At 35.1% G+C, this 19,828-nt stretch carries 10 protein-coding genes and 1 pseudogene; all 11 read left to right on the plus strand.

Annotated features, from left to right (window positions below; all coding sequences use genetic code 11):
• Positions 1-13: 13 nt before the first annotated feature.
• Positions 14-2,539: a glycosyl hydrolase 115 family protein gene (locus DMB71_RS00965; RefSeq protein WP_111362895.1), complete on the plus strand. Its 2,526-nt coding sequence runs from the start codon at positions 14-16 to the stop codon at positions 2,537-2,539.
• 54 nt (positions 2,540-2,593) lie between these two features.
• The gene (locus DMB71_RS00970; protein WP_239452890.1) at positions 2,594-4,906 is read left to right on the plus strand and encodes a glycoside hydrolase family 127 protein; all 2,313 of its coding nucleotides are present in this window, start codon (positions 2,594-2,596) and stop codon (positions 4,904-4,906) included.
• 42 nt (positions 4,907-4,948) lie between these two features.
• Positions 4,949-6,526, plus strand: coding sequence for a glycoside hydrolase family 43 protein (locus DMB71_RS00975; RefSeq protein WP_111362899.1), 1,578 nt, complete (start codon positions 4,949-4,951; stop codon positions 6,524-6,526).
• Positions 6,527-6,605: 79 nt separating this feature from the next.
• Entirely contained in the window at positions 6,606-8,546 is a 1,941-nt protein-coding gene (locus DMB71_RS00980; RefSeq protein WP_111362887.1) for a glycoside hydrolase family 97 protein, read from the plus strand.
• Positions 8,547-9,203: 657 nt separating this feature from the next.
• Positions 9,204-12,212 carry a SusC/RagA family TonB-linked outer membrane protein gene (locus DMB71_RS00985; protein WP_111362889.1) on the plus strand — a complete coding sequence of 1,003 codons (3,009 nt, stop codon included), beginning with the start codon at positions 9,204-9,206 and terminating at the stop codon, positions 12,210-12,212.
• 9 nt (positions 12,213-12,221) lie between these two features.
• Entirely contained in the window at positions 12,222-13,718 is a 1,497-nt protein-coding gene (locus DMB71_RS00990) for a RagB/SusD family nutrient uptake outer membrane protein (RefSeq protein WP_239452891.1), read from the plus strand.
• Between the two features lie 159 nt (positions 13,719-13,877).
• The gene (locus DMB71_RS00995) at positions 13,878-14,840 is read left to right on the plus strand and encodes a glycoside hydrolase family 43 protein (RefSeq protein WP_204251752.1); all 963 of its coding nucleotides are present in this window, start codon (positions 13,878-13,880) and stop codon (positions 14,838-14,840) included.
• Between the two features lie 49 nt (positions 14,841-14,889).
• The gene (locus tag DMB71_RS01000) at positions 14,890-16,176 is read left to right on the plus strand and encodes a glycosyl hydrolase family 8 (protein ID WP_239452892.1); all 1,287 of its coding nucleotides are present in this window, start codon (positions 14,890-14,892) and stop codon (positions 16,174-16,176) included.
• 423 nt (positions 16,177-16,599) lie between these two features.
• Positions 16,600-17,574: an ornithine cyclodeaminase family protein gene (locus DMB71_RS01005; protein ID WP_111362893.1), complete on the plus strand. Its 975-nt coding sequence runs from the start codon at positions 16,600-16,602 to the stop codon at positions 17,572-17,574.
• Positions 17,567-18,634 (plus strand): proline racemase family protein, encoded by a 1,068-nt coding sequence (locus DMB71_RS01010; protein WP_111362905.1) that lies wholly within the window; start codon positions 17,567-17,569, stop codon positions 18,632-18,634. The genes DMB71_RS01005 and DMB71_RS01010 overlap by 8 nt, the downstream gene beginning before the upstream one ends.
• 748 nt (positions 18,635-19,382) lie before the next feature.
• A pseudogene (locus DMB71_RS01015) lies at positions 19,383-19,828 on the plus strand (hypothetical protein); the annotation flags it as partial.

Here is a 19,828-nt window from a genome sequence, read left to right on the forward strand (position 1 = left end):
TAAAAAATACCTGATGAAAAACTATTTGAAATTTATAAGCACCGTAATTATTATTTTAGTAAGTACTATATCAAAAGCTCAGCCTTTTATAACAGAAGATAAAAGCCAAAATGTTATGGTGCTGAAAGAAAAGTCTTTGTCACTTTCTTTTTTGGTAAATTCAAATTTAGACGCAGGTATTTTGCGAGCTGTAAATAATCTTCAGTCAGATTTTGAGAAGGTTACAGGCCAGCGTCCGCTTATTTTAAACCAAAATCCTAATGCATCATCACCGCTCATTATCATCGGAACGATCGGATCTAATTCGGTTATCGATGAATTAATTAAACAGAAAAAAATCGAGGGAAAAGAACTTAAAGGTAAAAATGAAAAATTCATTATACAGCACGTTAAAAATCCTTTCAAAGGTTTAAATGAAGCACTTGTAATTGCAGGAAGCGACAAGCGCGGCACGATTTACGGAATTTATGAATTATCGAAACAGATTGGCGTTTCTCCTTGGTATTACTGGGCTGACGTGCCTGTAAAACAAAAAGAAAATATCTATTTCATTAAAGGAATGTATACCGATGGAGAACCAGCTGTAAAGTACAGAGGCATTTTTCTTAATGATGAAGCTCCAGCTTTAAGCGGTTGGGCAAAAGCTACTTTTGGTGGTTTTAACAGCAAGTTTTACGAAAAAGTTTTTGAATTAATCCTTAGACTGAAAGGCAATTACATCTGGCCGGCAATGTGGGGAAATGCATTTTATGATGATGATGCAGCCAGTGGTCCTTTAGCAAATGAAATGGGAATTATAATGGGAACTTCCCACCATGAACCGATGGCTTTGGCACAAACAGACTGGCATCGATACATTAAAAAAAATAATTTGCCTAATATTTGGGATTACTCGAAAAACAAGACAGTTTTGGACGAATTCTGGAAAACGGGGATTCAGCGAAGCAAAAATTGGGAAAAACTGGTAACCATTGGGATGCGTGGCGATGGAGACGAAGCGATGAGCGAAGGCACCAATATAAGTTTACTGGAAAATATTGTAAAAGACCAGCGCAGAATTATCGAAAGTGAAACTGGTAAAAGCGCCAATAAAACACCTCAGGTTTGGGCTTTATATAAAGAAGTTCAGGATTATTACGATCAGGGAATGCGCGTTCCTGATGATGTGATTTTATTGTTTTGCGATGATAATTGGGGAAATGTCCGCAAACTTCCAGATCTTTCTAAACCCTTGCATAAAGGAGGTTACGGAATGTATTATCATTTCGATTATGTGGGAGGGCCAAGAAATTCAAAATGGATAAACATCAGTCCGATACAAAGAGTTTGGGAACAAATGAATCTTAGTTATGAAAACGGAGTCGATAAAGTCTGGATTGTGAATGTTGGCGATTTAAAACCAATGGAATTCCCGATCAGCTTCTTTTTAGACATGGCTTGGAATCCTAAAAACTTCAACTCTCAGAATTTATTCCAATACACAGAGAGTTGGGCAGGAGAACAATTTGGAACCAAATATTCCAAAGAAATTGCCAGATTATTAAATACCTATCCAAAATTCAATCGTCGTGTTACGCCAGAAATGCTGGACAGCAAAACCTATTCATTAGAAAACTATAATGAGTTTGAAACAGTTGTGAACGATTATAAAAACTTGGCATTGGATGCTTATAGAATTTATAACGAACTTCCTAACGAATATAAAGATGCTTATTTTCAGCTGGTTTTATATCCTATAGATGCTTGTTGTAATCTTTATGAAATGTATTTTGCACAGGCTAAAAATAAGAAATTGGCAACCGAAAAAAATAGTCTTACCAATTATTATGCAGATGAGGTTAAAGTAAAATTTGAACGCGATTCTATTCTTCAAAACAAATACAATAATGAAATTGCAGAAGGCAAATGGCCTCACATGATGGATCAAATGCGAATAGGTTACAAAGCTTGGCACGATGGTCCTAAAAATATTCTTCCAGAGGTAAAATATCTTTCTGATAGCGAAATTATTATTCCAAAAGTTTTTGTAGAAAAAGACGGCTATGTCTCTATTAATGCAGCCCATTTTTCTAAAATGAATAATTCAAAAAAGATCCATTGGGAAGTAATTCCAGATTTCGGAAAAACGTTGAGCGGTATTACAACATTTCCGCAAAATAGCTATTCCATGTCAGAAGATAATGTCTTTGTAGAGTACGAAATAAATTTTGCTTCAACTGGAGAATTTGCCGTTGAACTTTTATTGGCTCCAACGCTGAATTTTAACAGCAATAAAGGACTTCGATATGAAGTTTCTTTTGATGGAGAAAAACCGCAACTCGTAAATTTTAATGGACATTATAAAGGAGAATTAGGAAAGTGGCAGGCAGAACACATGATTCATTCTGTGACTAAACATACTATTCTGAAATCAGGAAAACATACGCTTCGTTTCAAGGTTTTAGATTCTGGAATTGTACTTCAAAAAATATTAATCGATACTGGGGGGTTAAAGTCTTCTTATTTGGGAGCTCCAGAAAGTGATCGAGTAGCTGAATAAGTTTTACAATTTCTTTTTTGTTAGATAAAAGAATATTAAAATGACTAAAAATATATGAAAAAGCATTTGTTTAATCTGCTGTTTTTCTTCGGAATTTCAGTGTTAGCTCAAGCGCAATCCGATCTAAAAGCTAATTTACCAGCTCAAATGAAGTTATTTGATTTAAGCGAAGTAAAGCTAAAAGATGGACCATTTAAAAATGCTCAAGATGTAGATCTAAAATATATTTTAGCCTTAGATCCCGATAAACTTTTGGCACCCTATTTACTAGAATCTGGGCTTAAGCCAAAAGCAGATCGTTATGGCAATTGGGAAAGTATAGGATTGGATGGACATATCGGCGGACATTATCTTTCTGCTTTAGCTATGATGTATGAATCTACTGGAAACAAGGAGCTAAAAGATAGATTGGACTATATGCTTTCAGAATTGGCGCGCTGTCAGGCTAAAAATGGCGATGGCTATGTTGGGGGTATTCCGCAAGGCAAAGTTTTTTGGGATCGAATCCATAAAGGAGATATTGACGGAAGCAGTTTTGGACTCAACAATACTTGGGTTCCTATTTATAACATTCATAAACTTTTTGCTGGTTTAATTGATGCGTATCAATACACCAGAAGTGAGCAAGCAAAAAATATAGTAATAAAACTTGGAGACTGGTTTATAGAATTAATCCATCCGCTTTCTGATGAACAGATCCAGAAAGTTTTGGCAACAGAGCATGGTGGCATAAATGAATCTTTTGCTGATTTGTATATCATTACAAAAGATAAAAAATACCTTGAAACCGCCGAAAAATTATCGCATAAAGCTTTATTAAATCCGTTACTGCAAAAAGAAGACAAACTCACAGGACTTCACGCTAATACTCAAATACCAAAAGTGGTTGGTTTTGAAAAGATTGCCGCTCTTTCTGATAATAAAGAATGGTCAGATGGTGTAGATTTTTTTTGGAATAATGTGACTCAAAAAAGAACAGTTGCATTTGGAGGAAACAGCGTTGGAGAGCATTTTAATCCTGTAAACGATTTCAGTGGAATGGTTAAATCAAACGAAGGGCCAGAAACCTGCAATTCGTATAATATGGAACGTCTTGCCAAAGCTTTGTTTCTCGATAAAAATGATGTTCGTTATCTGGATTTTTACGAAAGAACACTTTACAATCATATCCTTTCAAGCCAGCATCCCGAAAAAGGAGGTTTTGTATATTTTACGCCTATTCGCCCTAATCATTATCGTGTTTATTCTCAGCCTCAAACAAGCATGTGGTGCTGTGTGGGAACAGGACTTGAAAATCATACCAAATATGGAGAATTAATTTATAGCCATACACAAAATGATCTTTTTGTAAACCTTTTTATTCCATCGGTTTTAAAATGGAAAGAAAAGGAAATAGAATTAGAACAAAACACAAAATTCCCTTATGAGAATCAGACAGAATTAGTTGTAAAACTTAAAAAATCAAAACACTTTGCTTTGAATATCCGTTATCCAAAATGGGCTGAAAGTTTTGAAATACTCATTAACGGGAAAGAACAAAAAATAACATCTAAACCCTCTGAATATGTTGCGATTTCAAGAAAATGGAAGTCGGGAGATAAAATAAATGTCAGATTTAAAACATCAATACATTTAGAAAATCTGCCAGACGGTTCCAATTGGAGTGCATTTGTCAAAGGGCCAATTGTATTGGCTGCCAGAACTTCTACTGAAGGATTAGACGGATTGTTTGCAGACGACAGCAGAATGGGACACGCTGCAAGAGGAAAATTTATTCCGCTTGATAAAGCCTATGCATTGGTTGGAGATAAAGCAGATTATATATCGAAACTTAAAGAAACAGGGAACTTAAGATATAGGTTAGATTCATTAGAATTGGAGCCTTTTTTTGAAGTGCACGATGCCCGCTATCAAATGTATTTTCAGACGTATTCCAAAGAAGAATATAAAGAAAAGCAGGAGTTGCTGAAGAAGCAGGAAATTGAAGCAATGGCACTTGAAGCCAAAACAATAGATAAAATAAATTGCGGTGAACAGCAGCCAGAAGTCGATCATTTGTATAAAGGAGAAAAAAGCAATTCGGGTTACGAGGACGGAAAGTTCTGGCGAAATACACGTGATTATATCTCTTATCAAATGCTGAACAAAAACAGCAAAGGTCAGTTTTTGAATATAAGTGTTTTAGATGAATTCATTAGCGATAACATTACTATTTTAATCAATGAAAAGCCAGCGGTAATAACTTCAGCAGATAAAAAGACAATCAACATAAAAATAGATAACAAGGAAGTGCTGAACATTAAAATTCTGGCAAAAGAAGGCAAAGTCAGCCCAAAGTTTTCTCAGCTTAGAATTGTAACGGATTAACACATAATATTTCCTTTAGAAATGTCAAAAATCGAAACCGAAATGAAGACAAAAGATTTTATATATGCCGTTCTGGTAATTGTATTGAACATATTGACAAACCAAGCTCAAAAAGGCAAAGCCCAGAACCCCATTATTTTTGCAGATGTCCCCGATTTATCTATAATCAGGGTTAATGATGCTTATTACATGAGCAGTACCACAATGCATATGAATCCCGGAGTTCCTATTATGAAATCTAAGGATTTAGTGAATTGGCATTTGGTTAATTATGCCTATCAGACCTTAGAGGATCATGATGACCGACTGAATTTGGATCATGGCAAAAACGACTACGGAAGAGGTTCATGGGCAAGCAGTCTGCGTTATCACAATGGTGTGTATTATGTAAGCACTTTTTCAGGAACGACAGGTAAAACCTATATATTTTCCACAAAAAATATTGAAAAAGGTCCATGGAAGAAAACGGTTTTAAAGAATTCCTATCACGATCATTCTTTTTTCTTTGATGATAATGGAAAAGTGTACTTAGTTTGGGGAGGAGGAAAAATTCAAATTGTAGAATTAAAAGAAGACTTGTCAGAAGTTAAAGAAGAGACTAAGAAAGTATTAATAGAAGATGCCAATGCTCCAGCGCAGAGCGATATCATGCTTTCGGCAGAAGGATCACAGCTTTTTAAAGTTAACGGAAAGTATTACTTATTTAATATCTGCTGGCCTAAAAACGGTATGCGCACTGTAATTATACACAGAGCCGATACTATTGCAGGGCCATGGGAAGGAAAGATTGGATTGCAGGATTTGGGCGTTGCTCAAGGCGGACTTATTGATACGCCAGACGGGAGATGGTTTTCGTATTTATTTAGAGATGCAGGGGGCGTAGGGCGTATTCCGTATCTGGTTCCTGTAAAATGGGAAAATGGCTGGCCAATATTGGGAGAAAATGGTAAAGTGCCTCAAAATTTAGATCTTCCAGCCAATAAAAGCCTTATTCCTGGAATTGTAAACTCAGACGAATTTAATCGTAAAAGCGGAGAAAGTGATCTGCCTTTGGTTTGGCAATGGAATCATAACCCAGATAATGCAAATTGGTCGGTAAAAGAAAGAAAGGGATATTTAAGATTAAAAACATCCAGAATAGACAGCAGTTTCACGCAGGTAGAAAATATTTTGACACAGAGAACATTTGGTCCTGTATGTTCGGGAACTACTATACTTGAGCTTTCAAATATGAAAGAAGGAGATTTTGCAGGTCTTTCGCTGCTGCAAAAAGATTTTGGCTTGGTTGGAGTAAAAATAGGTAATGGGGAAAAAAGAATTGTGATGATGGATGCTGAAAAAGGACATCCAAAAGAAGTAGAAAGTGTTCCATTAAATCAGGGCAAAATATATTTTAAAGCCGAATGTGACTTTAGGAGTCAAGCAGATCAGGGAAGATTTTATTACAGTTTAGACGGCAAAAAATGGATCAGCATTGGAAAATCCATTAAGATGCCGTATACCATTCCGCATTTTATGGGCTATAGATTCGGACTGTTTAATTACGCTAGTAAAACTGCTGGAGGTTTCGCTGATTTTGATTATTTCAGAATTGATGGAAAGATTTCAGAAACGAAATAATCCCTAGAAAAGATTAACAATACTATTTTTTGCAATACGAAGACTTCAATCATTAACAAAAGATAAATCTTAAAAGGTTATGAATCTTAAAAAAATAATATTCTTGTGTTTAGTTAGTTTTCTTAAACTAAACGCCCAATCAGTAGTAAAAAGTCCGGATGGAAAACTTGCCGTATCGGTTTCTGCAGATAACGGAATGCCCCAGTATAGCGTAACATTCAGTGAAAAAACATTTATAGAAAAATCGCCATTAGGCTTAAAAACAAATGCGGGAGATTTTAGCTCTGGACTAACTTTGAAAGCAAATAGCATCCAGAACAAAATTGACGAATCCTATCAGCTGCGCAACATCAAAAAAAGCAGCGTGCATTATACAGCCAATGAAGCTATTTTTTCATTCACAAAAGATGGAAGACCAGCTTTTGACGTAATCTTTAGAGTAAGCAATAATGATTTAGCATTTAGATATAAAGTATATCCGCAGAAAGAAACACTTTCCTGTGTGGTTCAGGAAGAAGTTTCGGGATTTTTAATGCCAAAAGGAACAACAGCATTTCTGTGTCCGCAAAGTAATCCGATGACAGGATTTGCGAAAACAGCTCCAAGTTATGAAACTTCGTATTCGCTAGATGACGCTGTCGGAAAAAATGGTTTAGGAAATGGATATACATTTCCATGTCTGTTTAAATTAAACAACGGATGGGTTTTAATTTCTGAAACAGGTGTAGACAGCGGTTATTGTGCCAGCCGATTAATAGGACATGAGAACGGATTATATTCCATTGGATTTCCGATGCCGGGAGAAAATAACGGAAACGGAACGACATCGCCAGGAATCCTGCTTCCGGGAGAAACGCCATGGCGAACTATTACAATTGGGGAGACACTTGCTCCGATAGTTGAAACTACGATTCCGTTTGACTTGGTTAAGCCAAAATATGAAGCATCTAAAGAATATCAACACACAAAAGGAACTTGGAGCTGGATTATCAAAATGGATAATAACACTACGTTTCCTGTGCAAAAGCAATATATTGATTTTAGCGCCGCGATGGGATATGAAACCATTTTAGTTGATGCACTTTGGGATACGCAGATAGGCCGCGATAAAATAGAAGAATTAGCGGCATACGGAAAGCAGAAAGGCGTTGGGCTTTATTTATGGTACAATTCAAATGGGTATTGGAATGATGCTCCGCAAGGCCCAAGAGGACTGATGCATAATACAGCCATCAGAAGAAAAGAAATGGCATGGATGAAAAGCATCGGAATTAAAGGCATAAAAGTAGACTTTTTCGGAGGCGACAAGCAGGTGACCATGAAACTGTATGAAGATATTCTGACGGATGCCAATGAATTCGGAATCATGGTTATTTTTCACGGCTGCACATTGCCTCGAGGCTGGGAACGCATGTATCCAAATTATGGCTCTAGCGAAGCGGTTCTGGCAAGCGAGAATCTGCACTTTGGACAGCAGAGCTGTGATAATGAAGCAATAAATGCGGCAACGCATACTTTTATTAGAAATGTGGTAGGAAGTATGGATTTTGGTGGAAGCGCTCTAAACAAATTCTACAATAGTGAAAACATTCCTAATAAAGGTTCAAAAAGAATGACTTCGGATGTATTTGCTTTAGCGACTTCTGTGCTTTTTCAAAGCGGTGTACAGCATTTTGCTTTGGCGCCTAATAATTTAAATGATGCTCCAGACTGGGCTATAAAATTTATGAAAGAAGTGCCAACCATATGGGATGAGGTTCGTTTTTTGGAAGGATATCCAGGTAAGTATGTTGTGCTGGCAAGAAGAAATGGAACAAAGTGGTATATAGCCGGAATTAACGCTGAAAATAAGCTATTGAAAATAAAGTTAAAACTAGAAATGCTTAGTTCTGGCGTGACAGTAAATTGCTACTCAGACGATGATCAGTTAAACGGAAAAGTAAACACACTGATGATAAGCAAAAACAAAGAAATTGAAATAAAAATACCTAAAAATGGAGGGATAGTCATTACAAATTAAAGTACAGCCTAATTTACTTAACATATATAAACCGGTTCTTAAATGGAGTCCGGTTTTTTTTATGCAATAAATTTTCGAGATTGAAATGTTGGTTATCATCGTTTTAGATGTGAATTAAGTATATGAAAAGGATAGATACTTTTTAATTGATTGTTAAATGCAAGCTGAATGTGATTATGTCTGTTTTGCTTTTCTGACTCATTTTTTCTAAAAAGGATACATTTTACAACAACCGATTGTTATTTAAAATGTTTTAACTCGCTTTTGTATGCAAAATGAGAGATTATTTTTTTGAATTTATGTCTAATTAATAGTTTTTTACTTATAAATATTTGCATTTTTTAAGAATTTTATACTGTTTTTTAATATTGTATTTTTTTTGTAAAATTCATTATTTAGCTAATAAATCAGTATTTTTTAATTTAAAATTTATTTATTGAATGAATTATGTTTAATAAATTGTTTGAATAAATATTTTATATGTTTTTTATTTCATGTTTTTTTAAGTTTTTTCTAAATAAAACATAAAACAACCGATTGTTTTTTATGTTGTTTTTCTATATTTGTTATCAAGTAACTCAGATTAAAAAATATCACATGTAGCTTAAACTCAAAAAACAAAAAACCATTAACTATTTAAACCAAACAAAAACCATTATGAAGTTAAAACTCAAAATTGCACTAATCGGACTGCTGATAGTTAGCAGTCATAGTATAATGGCACAATCAAAGACCATCACTGGAGTGATTACCGACCCTTCAGGATTTCCTTTGCCAGGTGCCAGTATTAATGTAGAAGGGACGCAAAATAGCGCATCAACAGATTTTGACGGTAAATACTCATTGAAAGGAGTTAACCCGACCGATAAAATAACATATTCTTATGTTGGCTTAATCTCACAAACGATTACTGTGGGAGAAAGAAATTCAATTAATGTCACTCTTGTTCAAAACACACAAAATTTAAATGAAGTTGTAGTAGCCTATGGTACTCAAAAGAGAGCTAAGGTTACGGGAGCGGTTTCAACAGTAAGCTCAAAAGATATTGCCGCAGTGCCTATTACCAATGCTGAATCTGCTTTACAAGGACGTGCAGCAGGTGTTACAGTTGTAAATGGTGCACCAGGTTCTAATCCGACTGTTAGTATTCGTGGTTTGGCTACTATGGGAAACAGTGCTCCTTTATATGTAATTGACGGAGTTTTAACTGGTAACCTTTCTGGTTTAAGCCCTAACGATATTGAGAGTATATCTGTTTTGAAAGACGCTTCTACTACAGCTTTATATGGTTCTAAAGCTTTTAATGGTGTAATTATGGTTACTACCAAAAAAGGGAAAAAAGGCCCAGGTCAGTTAAACTTTAGCACTTATGTTGGAGGACAGGAAATTACAAAGCGATACAATGTTTTAAATACACAACAATACCTTCAGTATGCTAAGGATTTAGGAAGTGATTTAACAGCTAGAGCGGCTGAGTTTGGAAACATAAATACAAACTGGCAAGATCAGATTTTTCAAACTGGAGTTATGCAGGATTATAACTTAAGCTTTTCAAATGGTACAGAGACTTCTACAGGACGTTATTCTGCAGAATATATGAAACAAGATGGAGCTGTTATAAAAACTGGTTTCGAACGTTATTCTTTTAGAGCAAATAATACACAGGACATTGGCAAACTGAGAATAGGAAGCAACATGGGAGTTTCTTTCAGTACTATTAATCCAGAACGTAGCTCAGGCGGAAGAACATTATTAGAACACGCTATTAAAATGGCTCCTTATTTGCCAATTTATAATGAAGATAATATCGGAGGATATCAGGGACCTAGTGCTATTGATGGAAACGATGCAGAAAACCCAGTACGTGTAGCTAATTTAGGATTTCAGAAAATTAATAATTTATCTATTATCGGAAATATTTATGCTGAGTTGCAAATTTACAAAGGTTTGAAATTCAGGTCACAAGTTTCTTTAGACTATTATACAAGCAAAGACCATACTTTTATTCCTGGTTTTCAGGATGGTTCTTATCACAAACAGGCATTTTCTTCAACAAACGAAACAAATTCACAAGGACAAACTATCGTTTTTGATAATAGCTTAACATATAAAACGACTATTGCTCAAAAACACAACCTTGAAGTATTAGGAGTTATTACTAAAATTGATGGAAAATCACAAAGCTTAGCCGCAGGGAGCCGTTACTATATTTCAAACGAAATTGATCAGTTGCGTTATAACGAAGGAAGTTTAGGATCTGCTAATTATGAAGAAAAAAACTTAGGATATATTGCACGTATCAATTATGATTATGATGAAAAATATCTTTTAGCTGTTTCAGGACGTAGAGATGCATCTTCTCGTTTTGGATCAAATAACCGTTGGGGTAATTTCTATTCTGTTGCTGTAGGATGGAACATAGCTAAAGAAAGTTTTATGGAAAACTCTGTTTTCAGCACATTAAAACTTAGAGCTAGTACAGGAACAACAGGAAATGACAGAATAGACAACTATCAATATAGCGCTACTTTATTGGCAAATTATAATTATCCAATTGGAGGAGCAAATGCGCCAGGGGTTTCTTTAGGTGTTGCAGCTAATCCAGACTTGAAATGGGAGTCAAAATTAGATCGAAATATAGGAATTGATTTTGGTTTGTTTGATGATAAACTAACAGGTTCGTTTGAATATTTCAACAATAAAAGTAGTGACATTCTTTTTGCAGTTCCTCTTGCTGCTTCTGTTGGATCTGCTGGTGGTGGAACTCAAATTCAAAATATAGCAGACGTAAAAGTAAGCGGTTTTGAAGTCTCTCTTGGCTATAATGACAGAAAAGGTGATTTTACATGGTCTGCTGTGGCAAATTTAGGAACAAGTAAAAATGAGGTAACGAGTTTAGCACCTGGTGTGACTAGCGTATTAGGTGGTCCTGCACCAAGAGCGGGTCTTGAAAACTTCTCGAGATTAGAAGTAGGACAACCATTATTCTATTTTTATGGATATCAGACTAACGGAATTTACCAAAACCAAGCAGAAGTTGATGCTGTTTTTGGACCAGGCCAGACTGCTATAAAACCAGGTGATATTAAAATTGTGGATCGTGATGGCAATAAAGTGATTAATTCTGAGGATAAAACAAACATCGGAAATCCATATCCAGATTTCACTTACGGATTAAACTTAAGCGCTGCCTACAAAAACTTTGATTTTAACTGTTTTATAACTGGAGTTGCGGGCAACGATATTTATAATGCGAATACTTTTGATTTAAAAGGAATGAACCGTTTGTTTAATGCAAGCACAGATGTTTTAGACAGAGCAATTGTTCAAAATGGTGTTGTAACAAACCCTTCTGCTACTTTGCCAAGAGCTCAAGGAGCAGATATTAACTGGTCTTCTGCGAATCAGCGTTATATTGAAGATGGTTCTTTCACAAGATTAAAAAACATCGCTTTAGGATATACGTTAACTGGAGATGCATTTAAGAGTTATTTCTCAAAAGCTAGATTCTATATAAGCGGACAGAATCTTATAACAATTACAAATTACTCTGGTTTAGATCCAGAAATTGCGCGTGCAGATGCTAATGCAAATTCAGCAGGTATTGATTTAGGAAGATATCCACAGCCGAAATCGGTAATTTTTGGAATTGATGTTACATTTTAATACTTAAAGATGATGAAAAAAATTAAATATATACTTATAGTACTGTCTGGAGCTTTAACGATGACTTCATGTGACAGTAGCGAATTAGAATTGACTAATCCCAATACTTTATCTCCTGAAACTTTCTTTAAAACAGAAGCACAGGTGCAGTCTGCAGTAAACGCATCATATGCAAATCTTCAGACAAGAGGACTTTATGGAAGAAATCTTTTCTTTGCTATGGATCTTATGGGGCATGATGCTTTAGGAAATCCTCAGTTAGAAGGTAACAAAAAGCCTTTTCAAGATTTTTCTTTTAATGCAGGAAACGATATTATTCAATACTACTGGGAATCTTGCTATATAGGAATTTCAAGAGCAAATTTTGTGTTGGATAATGAGCAGAAAATCAATGCTCTGCCAGCTGCCGTTTTATCTCAAGAAAAAAAGAACAAATATCTAGGAGAAGCTCATTTTTTAAGAGCGTATTATTATTTCCTTTTAGTAAAACGTTTTGGCGATTTGCCAATTTACAAAACAGGTACTATTGTCGGAAACGCAAGAAGCCCAAAAGCAGAGGTATATACTTTGATTGAAGAAGACCTTGTATTTGCATCGCAGAATCTTTTGCCAAAAGCATCAGAAGCGGCAGGAAGAGCTAATAAAGAAGCTGCCTTTGCACAATTGGGTAAGGTATTATTATATCAAAAGAAATATAATGAAGCTTTAGCTGCGCTTAATAATGTCACAAGTTTCAGTCTTGAAGATAAAGGGAATTTCTACAACAACTTTATGGAAGAAACTGAACATGGTAAAGAATCTATTTTTGAAATTGAGTTTGATGAAAAAAATGGAACTGGAGATCAATGGGGTGCTGCTGGTGATAGCCAAGGAACTGGTTTTGAGGAGTCAACACTAAGAGGGCAGGAGTATGGAAATCTTAGTTGGTACAATGTTTATCCGTCAGATGATCTTTTAGATTCTTATGAAGCAGGTGATAACCGTTTTGGAGATACTTTTTATGTGCCGGGATCATCTTATTTAAAAGGAACTAAGGTAATGGTGGCAAGTAATTTTACTACCTCGGCTGGTATTAGAAGAGCGGGTTGGAAAAAATATCAAAACTATTACAATAGAGAAGATGAGGCAACACGTTCAAGCATTAACTTTAAAGTGATGCGTTATGCAGATGTATTGCTTATGAAAGCAGAATGCGAAAACCAAAGAGATGGCGGTTCGCAGACAGCGGCTATTGCATATATTAAAGAAGTTCGTGACAGAGCAAACTTGACAACGAATATCACAGCATCAAAAGACGCAGTTTTCGCCGCAATTGTTCACGAACGTCAGGTAGAATTTGCTGGAGAACAATCTCGTTTTGATGATCTTATAAGATGGAACATGGCAAGCACTGTATTGCAAGGCACAGGTTTTACAGCTGGCAAAAGTGAACTGTGGCCTATACCAAATAGAGAAACATCTTCTAATCCGAAAATAAAACCAAGCGATAACAATCCTGGTTATTAAGATATTTAAATTTTTGGTTAGTTTAAATTAAATTAAATTAAGTCAAGTTAAGTTAGTTTTTTATAAACAGCGCATTTTTGCGCTGTTTATTGTTTAGAGTAATACAATTGAAGAAAAACTGACTGCATTTTCGGAATTATTTCAATTAAATCAAATAAAATGAAAAATACAGGCAAAATTTTATGTGTGCTCTTTTGTAATTTATTTGCAATAAATATAGAAGCACAAAATCCTATTATCAAAGATATTTTTACTGCAGATCCAGCTCCTCTCGTGCATAAAGGCACTTTGTATTTGTACACAGGACATGATGTAGCGACTCAGGAAGATACCAATTATAAAATGGCTGACTGGCACGTTTTTTCTACAACCAACATGAAAGATTGGAAAGATCATGGAGTTCCTCTTTCACCAAGCACATTTTCTTGGGCAACAGGCGATGCGTATGCAGCTCAGTGTATAGAAAGAGACGGAAAATTCTATTGGTTTGTTTCTACATTTCATAAAAAAGATGAAGTAAGTCAAGGCGGTGCAGCGATAGGCGTAGCAGTTTCAGACAGTCCAACGGGGCCTTTTAAAGACGCAATAGGAAAAGCGCTTATCATAAATGAAATGACGACAGATATGATGTATGGTTGGGATGATATTGATCCAACGGTATTTATAGATGATGATGGACAAGCTTATATGTTTTGGGGAAATGGAAGTTGCAAGTGGGTAAAGCTTAAAAAGAACATGATAGAGGTGGATGGTGAAATTACCACTTTCACACCTAAAAATTATATCGAAGGACCTTGGGTCTATAAAAGAAAAGGACTTTATTATTTAGTGTATGCCAGTGCTGGAACTAAACCCGAAATGATAGAGTATTGCACAGCAAAAAGTATAACTGGACCATGGAAGTATCAGGGAATTATTCAGGAAAATGTACCGAATAGTTTTACCACACATCCAGGAATTATTGACTACAAAGGAAAATCATACTTCTTTTACCACAACGGAAGTTTACCAACAGGAGGGAGTTACAGACGTTCAATTTGTGTAGACTATATGCATTATAATAAAGACGGAACTATTCAAAAAATTATACAAACTAAAGAGGGTGTAAGTTCTGTAAAATAAATCTCATTTTGTTTTTTCGGATGAAGAAATACTATTTAAAAAGATAAATATGATGGTATATAAAAAATTAAGCATTAAAATTTCGGCTTTAGTGATGATCTTCATGCTGACAACGCCTTTATCAATAATAGGGCAGCATAAAAAGGAAACTGCAAAAACAGAATCTGAAAGACCTCAATACAGAAATATCTTTAAGGAAGCGGGTTATAGTCAAGATGAAATAGACAAGAAAGTTGCCAAAGCTTATTTTGATATATTCGAAGGTCCAAATAAAGTATATTTTGAAGAAGGCGACTCGCTCGGATATATTTCTGACGTTAAAAATAAAGATGCTCGTACCGAAGGAATGTCTTATGGTATGATGGTTGCCGTTCAGCTCAACAAGAAAGAGGTTTTTGATCGTTTATGGAGGTGGTCTGTAAAATACATGCAGCATCAGGATGGACCAAGAGAAGGCTATTTTGCTTGGAGCGTAAATCCAGTGACCAAAAAGCAGAACTCCGCAGGTTCGGCTTCAGATGGTGAATTATATTATATTACGAGTCTTCTTTTTGCTTCTAACAAATGGGGCAATAATACAGGAATTGACTATTACAAAGAAGCCAGAAGAATACTTGATGCCATGTGGAAAAAAGATGGCACAGGCAATGTACATAACATTATCAACATCGAACATAAACAGATTTCATTTGTGCCTGAGGGAGGCGGTTATAACTGGACAGATCCTTCTTATCATGTTCCTGCATTCTTCGAAATTTGGGCACTGTATGCTAGAGATGGACATGAACAATTTTATAGAGAATGTGCAGAGGTTTCTCGTAATTTTTTGCATAAAGCCTGTCATCCCGTAACAGGTCTTAATTCTGATTACACCGAGTTTTCTGGAGAACCGCACCCAACACCTTGGATGCCTGCGGGATTTCGTTATGATTCATGGCGAGTTCCCATGAATGTGGCAATGGATTATACTTGGTATGGGAAAGATAAAAAATGGCAGGAGGGATATGTGAAGCGCTTTCAAAATTTTCTTCGATCTAAAGGATTAGACAAGTTCGAAGATCAATTTAATCTAGATGGCTCACCCCCTGATTTTATCCTTCAAGCCGGTCCTGTAAAAAAGCTTAGGCATTCTATTGGGTTGGTAGCCACTTCAGCAACTGCGTCATTAGTTAATTCCGATAAAGAAAGTTTAGATTTTGTTCATGCGGTCTGGAACGCAAAACTTGAACCTTATGAAGACGGTTATTTTGATCCCTATTATGATGGACTGATGTATCTTTTTAGTCTAATGCATCTTAGCGGAAAATATCAAATTATTGTTCCAGAAGTAAAATAAGATTTAAAACAAAAAATATGATAAAGACGGAATTGTTTTGAGCAAGCAAATTAACTTTTCTGGCTCGGATTAGGAACAAAAGATTGCATCTAAATTATTTAAATAAAAACAGTATAAATATTTAGGTCTGGCCTGTTTATCATTAGTAAAAAATAATGGTAAACAGGCCAGACTTCATTTAGTAAATTGATAAAATAGAGTGAAAAAAAACTTTAAATTTTTCTAATAAAAAATATTTAAAAAATGAGATAGTTTTTGCTTCGTCGAATCTTAGTTTTTTGATTTTCTATCTAACTTGCAATCTTAATGAAGTGGATAATTTGTACTATATTAACCTTAAATGAGTATATGTTATCCGATTAGAGGTGAAATAGTATTATGGTGAAATAATCTTCTATTTTTAGTGAAATTTCAACACAATACATGGAACCAATACAACTTATTTCAGATCATTTCATTGAAGAAAAATGCAATTTTAAAGAACTTATAGAAAGACTTCGGGCAGGATTTTCAGCTTCAGATATCAATGTGCCCATGCGCCATCATCATGATTACTCTAACCCTGAAGAGGGCAAAGATTCAACATTACTATTGATGCCAGCGTTTCAAGCAGGTAAAGATTTAGGTGTAAAAATAGTTACCGTAAGTCCCAATAACGGTAAATATGATTTGCCTTCGATTCAGGGAACTTACATTTATCTTGATGGACACAAAGGGAATATAAAGGCAATTCTTGATGCAAAATCATTGACGGGGAAGCGCACTGCGGCAACATCTGCCTTAGCTAGCAGTTATCTTTCACGAAAAGATGCCTCCTCTATGCTAATGATTGGAACAGGAGCATTAGCTATTAATTTAATTCAGGCGCATGCAAGTATCAGACCTATAAAAGAAGTTTATGTTTGGGGAAGAACCATAGAAAAAGCTCAATTGGTTTGCAACGCACTTAAAAACGCTTCATTTATCTGTAAACCAGTTTCCACCATAGAAGAAATTATTTCTCAAGTAGATATTATTTCGGCAGCGACTTTATCACCCGTTCCGCTTGTTTTAGGAAAATGGCTGAAAGCAGGACAGCATTTAGATCTTGTTGGAGCATATAAAAAAGATATGCGTGAAGCAGATGATGAAGCAGTTTTAAAATCAAACCTATTTCTTGATACTTATCAAGGCGGATTAAAGGAAAGTGGCGATATTTTGATTCCGCTCACCAATGGAATTATCTCCAAAGAAACAATCAAAGCAGATTTATTTGAACTGTGCAGTAATGCAAAACAGGGCAGAACATCAGATGAAGAAATCACCTATTTTAAATCCGTTGGACATGCGTTAGAAGATCTTGTTGCAGCGGGATATTTTTATGAAGAGTATAATTTTAAAACACAAAAAAATGTCTAATACCTACCAAAATATTTGTAATAATACAGATTATAAATCTGACAATTCTGTACTCCAGATAAAAACCATTGATATGCATACAGGTGGTGAGCCCTTGCGTGTAATTGTCTCTGGTTTTCCAGAACTTAAAGGAAATAATGTTTTAGAATACCGAAGAGATATAAAAGAAAACTACGATTATTTAAGAACAGCATTGATGTTTGAACCGCGCGGTCATGCGGATATGTATGGCTGTATTTTGCTTCCGCCAAATGATGAAGATGCTGATTTTGGTATTCTTTTTATGCATAACGAAGGTTATAGCAGTATGTGCGGTCATGCTATTATTGCGATAAGCGCACTGGCAGCAAAAATGAACTGGATCAATGTAAAAGAAGGTGAAAATGAATTGAAGATAGATGCTCCTTGCGGTCGAATTTTTTCGTATGTCAATATAGTGGATGGCGAAGTAATAGGAGTGAGCTTCCATTGTGTGCCAAGTTTTGTAGTAAGTTTGGATCGTCTTGTAAATGTCTCAGGAATTGGCGATGTTATCTATGATCTGGCGTATGGCGGTGCTTTCTATGCTTATGTTGATTTGAGAAAAAATACCCATTTGAATTTTGGACTAACCGAAGAAAACTACAGAGCGATTATTCAAGCTGGAGTAGATATAAAACACGCTGTAATGAATTATAATAAAGATATCCAGCATCCATTTGAGGAAGATTTGAGCTTTTTGTACGGAACTATTTTCATTGATGAACCAATGGATATCTCTAATCACAGCCGAAATGTTTGTGTTTTTGCTGATGGAGAAGTAGATCGTTCTCCAACAGGTTCAGGGGTTTCTGGAAGAATAGCTATTGAAAAAGCTAGAAATGCAATAGATATGAATGAATTTATAACGATAGAAAGTATTACAGGAAGCACATTTATCGGATCGCTTGTGAGAGAAGAAAAATTTGGTCCTTTTAAAGCTGTAATTCCACAAGTTGAAGGAACGGCTTTTGTAACAGGAGCAAATACATTTTTAATAGACCCGAAAGATCCTATGAAAAATGGTTTTATACTTAGGTGATTAGCTACCAGAGAGATCTACACTTCTAATATTGTTAAAATAAAAGATTAATTGTAATTTATTTAGGAAACTAGAAATTCCACCTCTAACTCCATAAAAATGGGTAGAAGTTTAGTTTCATGGACCGCTCAAGTCCAAGTCTGAAAAATTAAACAGTATAAGATGGTGTTTTTATGTATTAAAATCAGGTTACCCGTTTATTATTTCAAGAAAGCATAACTACAAAAAGAAAGATGGTAATTATATAAGTAGATATTCTTTAAATCGATATGTACAGCGTCGGATCAATACGGAAATCAAACTTTCATCACGTAGATAGTAAACATATCTTGCGTAGAAGAGATATGTAATGCTGTATCTGCAAACGGTGATGGTCTAAACAGTAGTTTTTTATTAGAGGAATAGATTGCTATCCATACTTTAATAGTTAGTTTGTTTTTAGGAATTTTTAATATTTTGATAGTTTTTGCTTAAGCGAGAGAATGTAAGGTTCTCTCGCTTTTTTATTATTAAAAAATAAATGATTACTTATTATATTTTGATGTCTTCTAAAAAAAAATACCCTAATCTGTAACTTTTAAAACTTTTGGTGGTATTTCTAAAAATACTTTCGAAAGAACTTTGCATTCTCAAATTAAGTGTTTCTAAAAGTCTATTTTGTTTTGATTGTCAATAAGTTATTTGGGATTGTACTGTAGAAAGCACTTTTTTTTGAAAAAAAAAAATTAATCAATAATTTTTAAATGCTATGAAAAATAAATTACTTCCTTTACTATTTGTGTTAGGTGGTTTTTCTGCTTACTCCCAAGTTGTGATAGGAAAACAACAAGCAATCCCTTCTGCTCAGTTGGAGGTGTATGCAAAAGACAAAGGTCTATTGATTCCACAAATACCATTAACAAGCAGTACCGACCGTACAACAATTAAAAATGGTAATGTCAATAGTCTTTTGGTTTTTAATACGGCAACAGTTGCTGATATAAAACCAGGGTATTATTATTGGTATGTCGACAGATGGAGCAGAATAGCCCTCTCTGATGAAATTGGTACAGGTGGAAAAACTATTTCTAATACTATAATTAATCCTGCTGGAAACCTTATTATTACTTTTTCTGATGGTACTACTATTGATGCCGGAAAAGTAAAAGGAAAAGACGGAAAAGATGGATTGGATGGAAAAAGTATCAAAGGTAC

This window comes from Flavobacterium tistrianum (assembly GCF_003254545.1).
Taxonomy (GTDB): Bacteria; Bacteroidota; Bacteroidia; order Flavobacteriales; family Flavobacteriaceae; genus Flavobacterium; species Flavobacterium tistrianum.

Bases quoted from the DNA above. Each gene is read 5' to 3' on its own strand.
- DMB71_RS00965 (WP_111362895.1), top strand. From the start codon at position 14: ATGAAAAACTATTTGAAATTTATAAGCACCGTAATTATTATTTTAGTA.
- DMB71_RS00970 (WP_239452890.1), top strand. From the start codon at position 2,594: ATGAAAAAGCATTTGTTTAATCTGCTGTTTTTCTTCGGAATTTCAGTG.
- DMB71_RS00975 (WP_111362899.1), top strand. From the start codon at position 4,949: ATGAAGACAAAAGATTTTATATATGCCGTTCTGGTAATTGTATTGAAC.
- DMB71_RS00980 (WP_111362887.1), top strand. From the start codon at position 6,606: ATGAATCTTAAAAAAATAATATTCTTGTGTTTAGTTAGTTTTCTTAAA.
- DMB71_RS00985 (WP_111362889.1), top strand. From the start codon at position 9,204: ATGAAGTTAAAACTCAAAATTGCACTAATCGGACTGCTGATAGTTAGC.
- DMB71_RS00990 (WP_239452891.1), top strand. From the start codon at position 12,222: ATGATGAAAAAAATTAAATATATACTTATAGTACTGTCTGGAGCTTTA.
- DMB71_RS00995 (WP_204251752.1), top strand. From the start codon at position 13,878: ATGAAAAATACAGGCAAAATTTTATGTGTGCTCTTTTGTAATTTATTT.
- DMB71_RS01000 (WP_239452892.1), top strand. From the start codon at position 14,890: ATGATGGTATATAAAAAATTAAGCATTAAAATTTCGGCTTTAGTGATG.
- DMB71_RS01005 (WP_111362893.1), top strand. From the start codon at position 16,600: ATGGAACCAATACAACTTATTTCAGATCATTTCATTGAAGAAAAATGC.
- DMB71_RS01010 (WP_111362905.1), top strand. From the start codon at position 17,567: ATGTCTAATACCTACCAAAATATTTGTAATAATACAGATTATAAATCT.